The organism is Ewingella sp. AOP8-B2-18, assembly GCF_052376015.1.
GTDB classification, from domain to species: Bacteria; Pseudomonadota; Gammaproteobacteria; order Enterobacterales; family Enterobacteriaceae; genus Ewingella; species Ewingella allii.
On sequence record NZ_JBQSVB010000001.1, the window covers coordinates 44076 to 57169 of the forward strand.

At 59.6% G+C, this 13094-nt stretch carries 9 protein-coding genes; 3 read left to right on the plus strand and 6 right to left on the minus strand.

Features of this window, described 5'->3' with window-relative positions:
* Window positions 1–78: 78 nt before the first annotated feature.
* A complete protein-coding gene (gene hglS / locus ACT3RR_RS00215; protein WP_496199504.1) occupies window positions 79–1449 on the plus strand; it encodes a 2-oxoadipate dioxygenase/decarboxylase HglS in 1371 nt (456 codons plus the stop codon).
* Window positions 1450–1745: 296 nt separating this feature from the next.
* Entirely contained in the window at window positions 1746–2228 is a 483-nt protein-coding gene (locus tag ACT3RR_RS00220; protein ID WP_496199505.1) for a RidA family protein, read from the plus strand.
* Window positions 2229–2231: 3 nt separating this feature from the next.
* Here ACT3RR_RS00220 and ACT3RR_RS00225 read toward each other — a convergent pair whose 3' ends face one another.
* From ACT3RR_RS00225 to ACT3RR_RS00240, 4 genes are read right to left on the minus strand one after another with little or no spacing between them, the layout of a single operon-like run.
* Complete coding sequence (locus ACT3RR_RS00225; protein ID WP_496199506.1) at window positions 2232–3887, minus strand: ABC transporter ATP-binding protein; 1656 nt, start codon at window positions 3885–3887, stop codon at window positions 2232–2234.
* Window positions 3884–5599 carry an ABC transporter ATP-binding protein/permease gene (locus ACT3RR_RS00230; protein WP_353501177.1) on the minus strand — a complete coding sequence of 572 codons (1716 nt, stop codon included), beginning with the start codon at window positions 5597–5599 and terminating at the stop codon, window positions 3884–3886. The genes ACT3RR_RS00225 and ACT3RR_RS00230 overlap by 4 nt, the downstream gene beginning before the upstream one ends.
* Window positions 5596–6687, minus strand: coding sequence for an ABC transporter substrate-binding protein (locus tag ACT3RR_RS00235; protein WP_496199507.1), 1092 nt, complete (start codon window positions 6685–6687; stop codon window positions 5596–5598). The genes ACT3RR_RS00230 and ACT3RR_RS00235 overlap by 4 nt, the downstream gene beginning before the upstream one ends.
* An 11-nt stretch (window positions 6688–6698) precedes the next feature.
* A complete protein-coding gene (locus ACT3RR_RS00240; RefSeq protein WP_486031993.1) occupies window positions 6699–8816 on the minus strand; it encodes a TonB-dependent siderophore receptor in 2118 nt (705 codons plus the stop codon).
* A gap of 271 nt (window positions 8817–9087) precedes the next feature.
* Between ACT3RR_RS00240 and ACT3RR_RS00245 the strand changes: the two genes are divergently transcribed.
* Entirely contained in the window at window positions 9088–9975 is an 888-nt protein-coding gene (locus tag ACT3RR_RS00245; RefSeq protein WP_496199508.1) for a helix-turn-helix domain-containing protein, read from the plus strand.
* 13 nt (window positions 9976–9988) lie between these two features.
* Here the strand turns inward: ACT3RR_RS00245 and ACT3RR_RS00250 are convergent, their stop codons facing one another.
* Together ACT3RR_RS00250 and ACT3RR_RS00255 are read right to left on the minus strand one after the other, a co-directional pair.
* Complete coding sequence (locus ACT3RR_RS00250; RefSeq protein ID WP_100937870.1) at window positions 9989–10936, minus strand: sulfonate ABC transporter substrate-binding protein; 948 nt, start codon at window positions 10934–10936, stop codon at window positions 9989–9991.
* A gap of 107 nt (window positions 10937–11043) precedes the next feature.
* Window positions 11044–12948 carry an aliphatic sulfonate ABC transporter substrate-binding protein gene (locus tag ACT3RR_RS00255; RefSeq protein ID WP_496199509.1) on the minus strand — a complete coding sequence of 635 codons (1905 nt, stop codon included), beginning with the start codon at window positions 12946–12948 and terminating at the stop codon, window positions 11044–11046.
* Window positions 12949–13094 lie beyond the last annotated feature (146 nt).

Genomic DNA, 13094 nt, shown 5'->3' on the forward strand with positions numbered 1-13094 from the left:
TTTTCACAATATCGAACAGAGTTGATTGAAGCGCTCACGTGAGTGAGAAAGGCCAATGTTGTCATGGAGAAGAGTCGAATGAACGCAGTAGGCTATGTCAGTAGCGATGCCATTCGCGCCAATTTTTCGCGCGCGATGTCCGACATGTATAAGACGGAAGTTCCGCTCTATGGCACCTTGATGGGGCTGGTGGCCGACACCAATCAGCGGGTGATGGCGCAGTCGCCGGAGATAGCCAGCAGTCTGGCGCAGACCGGCGAGTTGCAGCGTCTGGATATGGAGCGGCATGGCGCGATCCGCGTCGGCACCGCCGAGGAGCTGGCGACCCTGCGGCGGTTGTTCGCCGTGATGGGCATGGAGCCGGTGGGCTATTACGATTTGAGTTCTGCCGGAGTGCCGGTTCATTCCACCGCCTTTCGCGCGGTCCACGAAGCCTCGCTGCAAGTCAGCCCGTTCCGCGTTTTTACTTCTCTACTCCGACTTGAACTTATCGAAGACCCGGCGCTGCGCGACTTTGCCAGCAAAGTGTTGGCGAAACGCAATATTTTCACCCCACGCGCCCTTGAGCTGATTGAGCAGCACGAGCGCGACGGCGGCCTCGGGCCGCAGCATGCCGACGAGTTTGTGCAGCAGGCGCTGGAAACTTTCCGCTGGCACCCTACTGCGACCGTCACGCTGGAGGAGTATCAGCAGCTTAATGGGCAGCATCGCCTGATTGCCGACGTGGTGGCTTTTCGCGGGCCGCACATTAACCACCTGACGCCGCGCACGCTGGATATCGATCACGTTCAGGCCGATATGCCCAAACGCGGCATTCCGCCGAAAGCGGTGATTGAAGGGCCGCCGCGCCGTCAATGCCCCATCTTGCTACGCCAGACCAGCTTCAAAGCGCTGGATGAAAAGATCACTTTCAAGGGGCAGGCGGCAGGGGAGTCTGGCAGCCACTCGGCGCGCTTTGGCGAGATAGAGCAGCGCGGCGTGGCGCTCACCACCAAGGGGCGGGCGCTGTATGACGAGCTGCTCAACCAGGCGCGAGAAGAGCTGGGCGCGTTTCCCAATGAGGCGAATGCGGCGCAATACGTGGCGATTCTGGAGAAGGTGTTTGCCGCCTTCCCCGACAACTACGCCGAGCTGCGCCAGCAGGAGTTGGCTTATTTCCGTTACTTCGTCGAAGAAAAGTCCGAGCAAAGTTTTGACTCGCTGGAGCAGGCGATTCAGGCCGGGGCAGTTTCTTTCGAACCTCTGGTGTATGAAGATTTTCTTCCCGTCAGTGCGGCAGGGATTTTCCAATCAAATCTGGGGGATAGCGCCCGTTCGCATTACGCAACTCATTCGAACAAGCATGAGTTCCACAAAGCGTTAGGGCGCGAAACCATCGACGAACTGAAGCTTTACGCCGACACCCAGCAGCGCTCATTGCAGGAGTGCGCGCGAGTGTTGAGGCTCTGACTGGAATTCCCATTCAGTCATTAGGAAGACAAACCCAACCCAAAAAAAAGCCCGCACTGCTAGCGGGCCAAGTATCCTTGCTTGAGATACGGCTCTTGGGCCGATGGGCTGCATTCTAAAGTGGCTGGGGAAAAAGCAGCTATAACAGAGGATTAAAAAAACTGACGAACAGTTGTGGCAAATATTTCTTCACACTCGCTGGCTTCTTTCCGGAGAAATACGCGCTATCTTGATCTGACTTAGCACGCTTCGCCTTTGCAATATCAACCCCAGATGTAGCCACCATAAGGATCATTATGTCTAAAATTTATCAGGCATTAGAAGACGCTGGCTGGGTTTTGCCGCCAGAGCTGGTTCCGCCTCCGGGCGTGGTTTTCCCGTTCAAAGCCGTGCGGATAGTGAATAACCGCGCCTACGTGTCGGGGCATGGGCCGCAAAATGCCGATGGCTCGCTGTATACCACGCTTGGCAAAGTCGGGCGGGAAGTGAGCGAGGAGCAGGCCTACAGGGCGGCGCAGCTCACCGCGCTATCGATTCTCGGTAGCCTGCACCGCGAACTTGGCTCACTGGACAGAATTGTGGCGTGGAATCGCCTGTTCGGCATGGTCAATGCCGCGCCGAGCTTCAACCGTCTGCCGCCGGTGATAAACGGCTGCTCCGACGTTATCCTGCGCGTCTTCGGCCCAGAGATTGGCGCTCACAGCCGCAGCGCCGTGGGGCTGGCGGAACTGCCGTTTGATATCCCGGTAGAAATCGAGGCGGAAGTCGAAATCCGTTAACCCTCAACTGGCCCGCGAGTTCTCCATTTTTACCACCCGATCCGCCCGGCGAAGCGTTGCCGGGCGATGGGCGATAAGGAGGATAGTGCGCTGGTGGCGCAGGCTCTCAAGCGCCCGCTGGAAAGCCAGCTCGTTAGGGTTATCCAGGCTGGAAGAGGCTTCGTCGAGAATCAAAATCGGCGCTTCGGTCAGCAGCGCGCGGGCAATGGCAATGCGCTGCCGCTGGCCGCCGGAAAGCTGCTTGCCGCCTTCGCCGCACTGGCTTTTATAGCCCTGCGGCAAGGTGCGAATAAAGGCATCTGCCTGCGCTAATCTCGCGGCTTCCACTACCTGCGCCTGACTGGCCTGCGGGCAACCAAGGCGGATGTTTTCCTCAATCGTTCCGGCGAAAAGATAGACATCCTGCGGCACCCAGCAGACGAGTTGGCGCAGCGTCGCCAGTGGCAGAGTGCGAATGTCGCGATCGCCAATGAAAATCGCGCCGCTGTCTGGGTCCCAAAAACGCAACAGCAGGTGGGTTAAGGTGCTTTTGCCCGCGCCCGACGCGCCGCTCAGCGCGACGATTTCTCCGCTTTTCACTTCAAAACTTAGCTTATCCAGAACGGCCTTTTGATGGCGGTCATAGGCAAAGCTCACCTGCTCGACGCGCAGGGATTTCTCAACCGGGGCCGATGCCTTGCCTTCATCACGGACCTGCGCCGACTGCTGCATAATGGTTAAAATCCGGGCTGCGCCAGCGCGCAACTCCCCCCACTGGCTGGCGGTCTGGGTGACGTCGACGATAGGCAGCAAAGCGCCGACGCTGAGCACCAGCACCACCGGCAGCATCAGCGTTTCAAGCTGGCCCTGCGCCAATAAATGGCCGGCTGATAACACCGTCGCCACCAACGTCGAGGCACTCAGCAGGTCAATTGCCGCCTGCTCCAGACCACTGCGCGAGCCGTATCGGCGCTGGGCTTTGCTGAGATTCTGAGTGTCCCGCACCAGCCGCTGAACCACATTTTCACTTTGGCCGAAGACGGCCAATTCGCGCTGCCCGGCAATAAATTCGACCGTGTCGGCATTAAGCTGCCCGAGCTGGGACATCACTTGCTTTCCCTGATGCGCCGCGAGCCGAGATAGCCATAGTGGCACGCTCGCGATCAGCAGCAGGAAAGGGGAAACGACTAACGCCAGTTGCGGATGAATGCCATACAGCACAGCCAGCGCGGCGAGCGGGACGATGACCGCGCCGACATAATCTGCCAGCGTATGGGCATAAAAACGCTCCATTAGCTCGGCATCGTGAGTCGCAATCGAGGCCAGATCGCCAACGCGCTGCCCCAGCAGCCTGCCCGGCGCGGCGCGTTCTAGCCCGTCAAAAATCCCTATCTGTAGCTTCTCAATCAGGGCGAAAGCCAAATCATGGGACGACCAACTCTGCAGCCAGCGCGCCGCGGCGGTCAACAGCACCAGGCCCAACATCCAGCCAATAATGGGGATTAAGCCGCTGACGGAGGGGGTAACGATGGCGCAGCCAGTGAGCCACGCCGCCAGCGCGATGCTCGCCAGCGTGCCGCTTTGTGCCACTATTCCCGCCAACAGGGTGAGCGCCAATAGGCCCTGTTGGCCTTTCATTAGGCGGACAAGTCCCCACATTTCGGTCTGCTTCGTGCTCATAACATCTCCTCCTGTGCGGCGAGCAGGCGGCCATAGCAGCCGCCGTTGGCGCTGAGTTGCGGATGCTGACCCTGTTCGACCAGTCGCCCCTTGTCGAACACCAGAATCAGATCCGCGTGTTGAATGCTTTCGAGCCGATGGGCAATAGCAATCACCGTGCGCCGCCCGCGAAACTGCGACAAGGCTTGGCGCAGCGCCCGTTCGCTGTCGCTATCAATGCTGGCGGTGGCTTCATCGAGCAGTAAAATCGGCGCATCTTTAAGCAATGCGCGGGCAATGGCTAACCGCTGGCGCTGGCCGCCGGAGAGCTGCGCCCCGCGCTCGCCAACCTGCGTCTGATAACCCTGCGGCAATTGTTCGATGAAATCGGCAATTTGCGCCGCTCGCGCCGCGGTGGCTAACTCCTCGTCGCTGGCATCGGGTTTGGCAATGCGCAGGTTGTCGGCAATCGAGCCGTGAAACAAAAACACCTCTTGCGATACTAAACTGATGCTTTGCCGCAGGGCCTGAAGCTCGAGTTGGCGGATATCCACGCCGCCGAGGCTAATAGCCCCCAGCTGCGGGTCGAAGCTGCGCAGCAGCAGAGCCATCAGGGTGGATTTACCGGCACCCGACGGCCCGACTATCGCCACGAACTGCTGTTCCTCAATGCGAAAAGAGACATCAGTCAGCGCGGGCTGGCCCTGCGGATAAGTAAATGACAGCTTATCGACGCTAAGTGAATAACTGTCGGCGCGCGCCTTAGGCTGGAGAGGATCAGCAACCGGCGGGCGGAGGGACAATAGCTCGGCAATAGGCCCCTGCGCGCCGCTGGCAGCCCATGCGGTATGAAAGGCGTTTTCCAGCTTACCCAGCGGGCGAAACGCCTCGCGGGCGAGAAACAGGGTGAGCAGTAACACCATCGGCGAGAGCTGCTGCCCGGCGACGCGCCAGGCATTGAATGCCAGCACCAGCGCAATGCCGCTAAGGGTGATTAAGCGCGTGATGCCGCCGCGCATTAGCGTGACGTTTAGCGTCGCCATCGACGCGCATCGCAGCTCGGCGGCGTCCTGCGCCAGCTTTGCCCGCCAGCGCGGCGATGCGCCAAAGGCTTTCAGCGTGGCTAGCCCTTGCAGGGCATCCAGCAGCCGGTTGCTAAAGACGCCCATTGCGGCAAAAACGCCGGTTGCCTGAGGCCTCTGCCAGCGCATCCATCCCCAGTCGAGCAGCGGGAAAGCCAGCACAAACAGCGCCAGCAGTAAGCCCGAGGGCCAATCAATCCAGACCATCACGCCAAGCGCCAGCCCGCAGCCGAGCAGGGCGGTCCAGGCGGCAGGCAGGTAGCGGCTGTAGTAGCTTTCTATGGCTTCAACGCCGCCAATCACCGTAGCCTGTAAGTCACCGACCTTATGTACTAAGCCAATTCCCGGCCCGAAGCGCGTTAATTGTTGCAGTAAGCGTCGGCGCAATACCGTTTTGCAGGTTGCCGCCACCCGCTGGGCCGCGATTTCACTTAGCCACAACAGCCCGGCGCGAAGGGCTATCACGCCCACCAACAGCATGAGGGGAGTGGCTATCCTGGCCGAACTTCCTGCCATCATTAACCTGTGTAGCAGCAGAGCCGTCAGCCCGGCCTGAGCGAGATAACAGGCGATCACCGCCACATTGATGGTGATCGCCTGCGCCAGTGGCGGCAGGAGTGAAGCTGTTAATCCCTTAACCGGTGCTCTCATTGGGCCGGGCCGCTCCAGAAAGTGCCTCGCAGCGGGAAGGCCAGAAAGCGCTGATTTATTTCATCCAGCGTCTGAGCAGGATCCAGCTCGGCAAAGGCGCTTGGGTGGAACATTTTTGCCATCTCTTCAACGCCCACAAAGAACAGCGGGTTGTCGAAGAAGAACAGCCAGATCCCCGCCGCGCGCTGATTGCGAATTGCCGACAGGCTGGCGAGGGTCGGCTGCTCAATGATGGCTTGCAGCGAGCGCGCACTCTGCTCCGGCGTGACGTCAGGGCCAACCAGCAGCCCTTTGCGGGTGACGGTGGATCCACCGCCGGCCAGATAAAAGTCCGGCTTTTTCGCCAGCACGTATTCCAGATTCAACTTACCAATGCCGCTGGTCAGCGCTTCTGCACCTAAATTACGCCCGCCCGCCGCCGCGATAAAATCGCTCATATTGCCAGTGCCGGAGGTAAAGCAGCAGTCATCGCCGCCGGGATTCAGATGGAAAAACACCAGCGGGCGCGGCAGGTTGGCCAGCCGTTGGGCGAGGTTATCCATGTGCTGCTGGTAGAGCTGGGCAAAGGCCTCGGCCTCCGGCTGGTGGTCAAGAAGCTTGCCAAGCATCAACATGCTCGGGACGGTGTTGACCAGCGGACGGCGGAAGAAGTCGACGAAAACATAGGGAATATGCGCCGCGTCGAGCTTATTCAGCCCCTCGGGGATGCGGCCATACAGGGTGAAAATCACCAGATCCGGCTTGGCGGCGATGGCCGCTTCCATCGAAAAGGTCCCACTGTTCAGATCACCGATTTCCGGCACCGTTGCTGCCTGTGGAAAACGCTGCTTCAGGGCGTCGAAGGTGGAAGGGGAGTAGCGTTGCAGGTCGGTACCCCACGCGACGATATTCTCCAGCGGGTCCTTTTCCAGCAAGGCCAAGGTGATGATATGGCGGCTTTCCGCCAGCACAATGCGCTTGGCGGGAGCAGGCAGCGTCACGCTGCGATTAAGCATATCCGTCACGGTGATGGGCGCGGCGGCGCTGGTAAAGCTGGCGATAAACAGCAGCGAGGCCGCCAGCGCCATGAGTGATTTCAATCGGGTCATTCTTCTGTTCCTTACCAGCGATAGCTGACGGTTGCGGTGAGCGTGCGGTCAAAGCCTTGACTACAGCTGGTGGTGCCGCAACCTGAGTAATAATCTTTGTTAAACAGGTTGTTAGCGTTAACCGCCAGTTTTACCCCGTGCAGCGAGCGGTCCAGTTCGCCAAGGTCATAGTGCAAGGCGGCATCAAACAGGGTGTAGTCCGGCACGCGAATGCTGTTGTTGGTATCTGCCCAGGTTTTGCCGACGTAGCGCACGCCCGCGCCGAAGCCGAGGCTGGTGAGCGGCCCCTGCTGAATGCTGTAATCAGCCCAAAGAGAAGCCATCTGCTCCGGCATGCCGGTCGGCGTCTTGCCCTGTGCGCCCGCCACCGTGCTTTTGGTGGTTTCCAAATCATTCCAGGTATAGCTGGCGATAACCTTCATGGCCGGAGTGAGATTGGCGGCGGCCGAGGCTTCAATCCCCTTCGACGTCACTTGCCCGGTCTGCACCGTATTCAGGTTGTTGTTAGGGTCAGTGGTGGAGACGTTATTTTGCTCGAGGTTGAACCACGCCAGCGTGAACAGCCCGTCAAAGCTGTCTGGCTGGTATTTCACGCCGGTTTCAATCTGCTTGCCGGTGGTTGGTTTGAAGGTTTCACCATAGAAATTGGTGCCAAGAACCGGCGCAAAAGAGGTGGTGTAACTGACATAGGGCGCGACGCCGCTGTCTGTCAGCCACGTCAGCCCGGCTCGCCACGTGAAGTGGTGGTCATCCTGACTGGTTGAGGTACTTTTCAGCCGATTATCGGTGCTGACCGAGGCCCAATCCTCGCGTGCCGACAGGTCGAGCATCAGGCGCTCGGCCAGCGCCAGCGTGTTGCCCAAATAGACGCCGGTTTCATCGGCTTTTTGATAGGTCGAGGTGAAAGGCGTCGCGGCGGAGAAATTGCCCCCGTAGGTCGGGTGGTAAATGTCCACCGACGGCGCTGCGCCATAATTCAGATAGTAATCCTCCCCGGTGCGGCGATAACCCACGCCGAGTACCGTGGTTCCGGTCACCGAACCCGCGTCCCAGTGCGCTTTCACATTATTGTCCGTGGCCCACACTTTGCCTTTAATACCAAACTCATAGGCTGCGCGGTTCAGCGTGCGCATGTCCGCCGCCAGTCGGGTACCCGACCAGGTTTGGGTCAGCAGGTCGTTAGAGGTGTAGCGGCTGGCGGAGTGGAATGACCAAACGTCGTCGAAGCGGTGATCAAACTCATAGCCGATGTTGGTTTGGTTCATGTGATTGTCTAGCCCGCTGTTGTCGAGATAAACATCGCGCGGCAGCTTGCCGTTCGGGTTACTCAGCAGGGTGCCGTATATCGGCGTGAAGTTGCGCGGCGGGCCAAACTTGTCGCGGCTAAAGGAGGTCAGCAGCGTCAGCGTGGTATCGCGGTCGGGCTGCCAGGTCAGGGAAGGGGCTATGTATCCGGTGTCATCCGGCACGTTTTTAAACTGGGTGTTGCTGTCGCGACCTACGCCGACCAGCCGATAGAGCAGGGTTTTGTCATCATTGACCGGTCCGGAGAAATCAAACTGCCCCTGATATCTGTCGTGATTGCCCACCTGTACGCCCACTTCGTGCAGCGTCTGCTCGGTAGGGTGCTTGCTGATGCCATTCACCACGCCGCCCGGCGAGCCGACGCCGTAGAGAAAACCGGTCGGGCCGCGCAGCACGTCGATACTTTCTAGTCCATAAGGCTGATAGCGCACATAGGATTGCGCGGTGGTGGAGCGCAGCCCGTCGAGCAGCGCGCCGTTCAGCGTGGCGTCGAATCCGCGCAGGCTGAAGTAGTCAAACCTTGAGCTGACGGCGGAGGTCGAGGCGAACACGCCCGGCGTATAGCGCAGCGCCTCGGTGGTGGTTTGAACGTTGCGATCGGTCAGCTCATCGCGGCCAATCACGCTCAGCGACTGCGGGGTTGCCAGCACCGACGCGTTGGTTCGGCTGCCGGTTTTACTCTGTTTCGCCACATAGCCTTCGCCATGCGCCGAACTGCCGTCGGCGGTGACGGTCAGCGTCTCTTCTTCCCCGCTATTTTGTGCCCATCCTGGTATAGAAACGGCCAGCGAGCTTGCGCCAACGCACGCGGCCAAAAGAGTCATTTTATGTTTTTTATGCTTTAACACCGGTTATCTCCAAGGCGAATGAGAATTATTTCAGCGCTGGCTATTCTCACCCTGAGGATTTTTCTGGCAATGGCGAAGGCTTTCGCTGGCGGAACTCTTTCTTTCGATAAATAGCCTTGGGAACCTTGCGTGTAGCGCCTTGGCGCGCGATATCTGGAAGTGCAAGGCAAAGGCTGATAATGTGAGAATAAGAATTATTAGCAACAACTTGCGGCGGCGTCTCCCGCCCTTTTCAACAGGTCGTCAGATGAAAAACAGCAGCGGCGAAGTGGGTCAGTCGGCCAATGAGGCCATTTTTGAGGGTTCGATTGCCTTTAGCAGTGGTTCAATTTGCCCGCAGAACGGGGAATGGGAAACCGAACGTCTCCAGCAGGGGCTGAAAATCATTATTGTCGATCGCGGCGAATTGCTCTGTAAGTTGCCAGGCGCATCAGGCAGCCAGCGCATTAGCGGCCCCTGTCTTTGTGCGGTGTGGAACCAAGGTGAGAGTGAAGGGATGCAGCGCTTTGAGCCGGGGCGGGTGCTGGAGCATACCGCGATTTCGCTTTCGCCGTCGGCTATCGACAGCCGGCTGGCGGTTGAGGTGCAGCAGCAACTTCAGCACGCTTTCCAGCTGGAAACATTCACCGGCCCCAGGCTGATGGTGATGGCGTCCTCGCCGGCCATTAAGGCGCTGCGCGCTCAGGTCGCCAGCTGTCCGCTGCAGGGAATTTCGCGGGCGCTCTATCTGTCTGGCAAAGCGCTGGAGATCATCGCCTATACGCTGGACGCCTTTGCTGCCCCTCCCGCGCTGACGGAAAACGACCTGCTGCGCCTCTCTTCGGCGGATATCGACAAGCTAAATCGCGCCAAACTGCTGTTGAGTGAGCGGATGCTCAATCCGCCGACGCTCGCCGAGTTGGCGCTCACCGTGGGGATGAACACCCGCAAGCTGACGGTCGGTTTTCGCCGCCTGTTTGGGGAAAGCGTGTTTGAATATCTGCAATCGCTGCGCCTGCAAACGGCGTGGCAAATGTTAACGGCGGGGGACGTGAGCGTCTCCACCGCCGCTTATCAAGTGGGTTATAGCCCCGCGCATTTCTCCGTCGCGTTCCGCAAGAAGTTTGGCGTGTCGCCAAAATCGCTGCGGGGCTGAGTTAGTCTTTAACTTACTTTTTATCCAGCGACCAGGTAGCGCTAGAGACATTCACTTTCACCGGCAACAGGCCGATTTCGCTGAACTTGTCGGCCAGAGCTTGCTGCTCTTTGAACACCTCCGGGGTCATGCGCTCGGCGCCAAACGGCATCCGGGCGACGGCTTTGGCCCAGATGGCTTTATCAAGACCGGTGGATGTCGACAAAATATCCGCCGCGCCGTCCGGGTTTTTGTTCGCCCAGTCGCTCAGCTGTTTCAGTTCGTCCACCACTTTTTCGGCGGTTTGCGGATAGGTGTCGGCAAACTTACGGCTGGCGAGATAGAAGGTGTAGTGCGGCACCAAACCTTCGGCATTCTTCACCAAGCGCGCTTTTTCATGAGTTTCCACTTCGGCCAGATACGGGTCCCAAATCACCCATGCATCCACCGCGCCGCGTTGAAATGCCGCCCGGGCATCGCTTGGCGGCAGGTAAACCGGGGTCACGTCTTTATATTTCAAACCGGCATTTTCCAGCGCGCTGACCAGCAGATAGTTGACGTCAGAACCCTTGTTCAGCGCCACGCGCTTGCCTTTCAAATCCGCCACGGTTTTGATTGGCGAGTTCTCCGGCACCACGATGGCTTCGGTTTGCGGGTTGGCCGGTGAGTGCGCCAGATAGACTAAATCCGCTTTGGCGGCCTGAGCGAACGTCGGCGGCGCGTCGCCGGTGGCGGCTAAGTCGATGCTGCCGACGTTCAGCCCTTCGAGCATCTGCGGGCCAGCCGGGAATTCCACCCAGCGCACGGTGATCCCCTGTTTGCTGAAGTCGCTGTCGAGGGTGCCACGGTACTTGAGCAGGGCGAAAATATTGGCTTTCTGATAGCCAATATTGACGGTTTTCGGGGCGTCTTCGGCCCATGCCGCGTTGAAAGAGCCGAGCAGAATGGCGGCACTCAGGCCGCTGAGCAGTAATTTTTTCATGAGGTTTCTCTGGTAACCGGATTATGTCAGCGAACATAGCAAAGGCTGAAAAAAGTGCTTAATGAGAATAAAACCTAAGCTTTGCGAATTTTTTGCTTACCGCCGCGCTACTGGTTCCACACCGCGTCGCGCACTTTAATGGCGCGAGGCAGCAGCCCCAGCGCGTAGAAACGGTCGGCGATGGCCTGCTGGTCGCGAATGATCCCCAAGTCCATGCGCTGGGTCTGGTGGCTGCGCCGCGCCAGCGCGTGCAGCAGCGAGCTGGTTTCCAGCCCCAGCTCGTCGGAGAGCAGGGCGGCGGCCTCTTCGCGGTTGGCGTCGATATAGCGCCCGGTCTGCTCCAGCGCGCGCATCAGGGTGTGCAGCAGGTCCGCCGAGCGAGCCGCAAACTCGCGGTGTGCCAGATAAAACTGGTGATTGTTGACCCGCCCACTGCCGTTGGCGATCACCCGCAGCTTGCCGCCGTGCTCGGCGTCGCTCAGCAGCGGATCCCACATCATCCAGGCGTCCACGGCGTGATGGTCGCTCGGCGTCAGCGGATATTTCGGCGGCGCGTAGACCACCCGCACGTCGTCAAGCGTCAGCCCCGCCTCATCCAAAATCTGCACTAACAGATAATGCACATTGGAGCCTTTATTCACCGCGATGCGCTTACCGCGTAAATCTTCAATAGAAACAATCGGGCTGTCCTGCGCGACGAGCAGCGCCACGCTCTGCGGCGCGGCGGGTTCCCACGCCACGTAGGTCAGCATGCTGCCGTTGGCTTGGGCGAATACCGGCGGCACTTCGCCGGTGGTGCCGAAATCGATCTCGCGGTTGTTCAGCGCGTGCAGCAGCTGCGGGCCAGCGGGGAACTCACTCCACAACACGCTGATATCGCGGTCGGCGAACTGCGCTTCCAGCGACTGGCGGGCTTTTAAAATGCCGAGATTGCCAAACTTCTGATAACCAATGCGCACTTCGCGCTCGTGCTGCGGGCGCTCGGTCACGCCGCGCGGGCCGAGGCCGGTGACGCTGCGCCGGGCCTTAATCAACCCGAGATGCCCGAGGTGGGTGCGCAGGGTATTGCGGCTGACGCCAAGCAGGGCGGCGGTTTGCAGCTGATTGCTGTTACTCAGCTCAAAGGCGTTGCGCACCAGCGCGTCAATTACCCGTTGGTACAGCGGGTTGTCGCTGTTCTGCTCCTGCTGGCGGGTAAGCTGCTGGCGCATAAACTCATCCAGCCCGTCTTGCCCCATCGGCAGGTGGTCGATACCCACCGGGCCGAGCCTTAACTGGCGCGGGGTGATCAGCGGATCTCTACTCAGCAGGACCGCGTTGTGCAGGGTGTTTTCCAGCTCGCGGACATTGCCAGGCCACGGGTATTCCATCAGTTGGTCGAGGGTGTCGTCGGCCAGCCGCAGCTGTGGTCGCCCCAGACGGCGGGCGTAGAGGGTCAGAAAGTGCTCTGCCAGCAGCGGGATATCTTCCCGGCGCTGGCGCAGCGGCGGCAGGGTGACAGCCGCCACGTTGAGGCGGTAATAGAGATCTTCGCGAAAGCGCCGCTCGCGAATGGCGTGGGTTAAGTCGACGTGGGTGGCGGCAATCACCCGCACATTCACTTTGACCGGGCTGCGCGAGCCGACCCGCGTCACCTCGCGCTCCTGCAACACGCGCAGCAGTTTGACCTGCAGCGGCAGGCTCAGCTCGCCAATTTCATCCAGCAGCAGCGTGCCGCCCTCGGCCGCCTCGAACCAGCCCTGATGGCGCTCCGTCGCGCCGGTAAACGCCCCTTTCTCATGCCCGAACAGTTCTGACTCCGCCAGACTTTCGGTCAATGCCCCGCAGTTAACCGCCAAAAAAGGCTCATTACGCCGCAGGCTGTGATGATGCAGATAGCGCGCCACCACCTCTTTCCCGGTGCCGGTTTCCCCGACGATCAGCACCGTGGCGTCAGTGGGCGCAAGGCGGTCAAGCACGCTTTGAAAAGCTATCGATGCGGGATCGACAAGGGTTGGGCCGTGGCTTTGCATCTGAATCACTCCTGCGGGGTAGGGGAAGAAAACCATACCGCTGTCCAAGGGCGTCGGCGAGGGGGTAAAACCGCCAGTTGTTGCAAATGCATCAGTTTGCGTTCAACGCCTGCTGCATTTGCAGCAAAACTTCAAACAGTGAAAAT

What these genes read in the sequence shown, in the direction of transcription:
- ACT3RR_RS00225 (WP_496199506.1), bottom strand. Translation starts at nt 3,887, where the DNA reads ATGAGCACGAAGCAGACCGAAATGTGGGGACTTGTCCGCCTAATGAAA.
- ACT3RR_RS00250 (WP_100937870.1), bottom strand. Translation starts at nt 10,936, where the DNA reads ATGAAAAAATTACTGCTCAGCGGCCTGAGTGCCGCCATTCTGCTCGGC.
- ACT3RR_RS00235 (WP_496199507.1), bottom strand. Translation starts at nt 6,687, where the DNA reads ATGACCCGATTGAAATCACTCATGGCGCTGGCGGCCTCGCTGCTGTTT.
- ACT3RR_RS00245 (WP_496199508.1), top strand. Translation starts at nt 9,088, where the DNA reads ATGAAAAACAGCAGCGGCGAAGTGGGTCAGTCGGCCAATGAGGCCATT.
- hglS (WP_496199504.1), top strand. Translation starts at nt 79, where the DNA reads ATGAACGCAGTAGGCTATGTCAGTAGCGATGCCATTCGCGCCAATTTT.
- ACT3RR_RS00220 (WP_496199505.1), top strand. Translation starts at nt 1,746, where the DNA reads ATGTCTAAAATTTATCAGGCATTAGAAGACGCTGGCTGGGTTTTGCCG.
- ACT3RR_RS00255 (WP_496199509.1), bottom strand. Translation starts at nt 12,948, where the DNA reads ATGCAAAGCCACGGCCCAACCCTTGTCGATCCCGCATCGATAGCTTTT.
- ACT3RR_RS00230 (WP_353501177.1), bottom strand. Translation starts at nt 5,599, where the DNA reads ATGAGAGCACCGGTTAAGGGATTAACAGCTTCACTCCTGCCGCCACTG.
- ACT3RR_RS00240 (WP_486031993.1), bottom strand. Translation starts at nt 8,816, where the DNA reads ATGACTCTTTTGGCCGCGTGCGTTGGCGCAAGCTCGCTGGCCGTTTCT.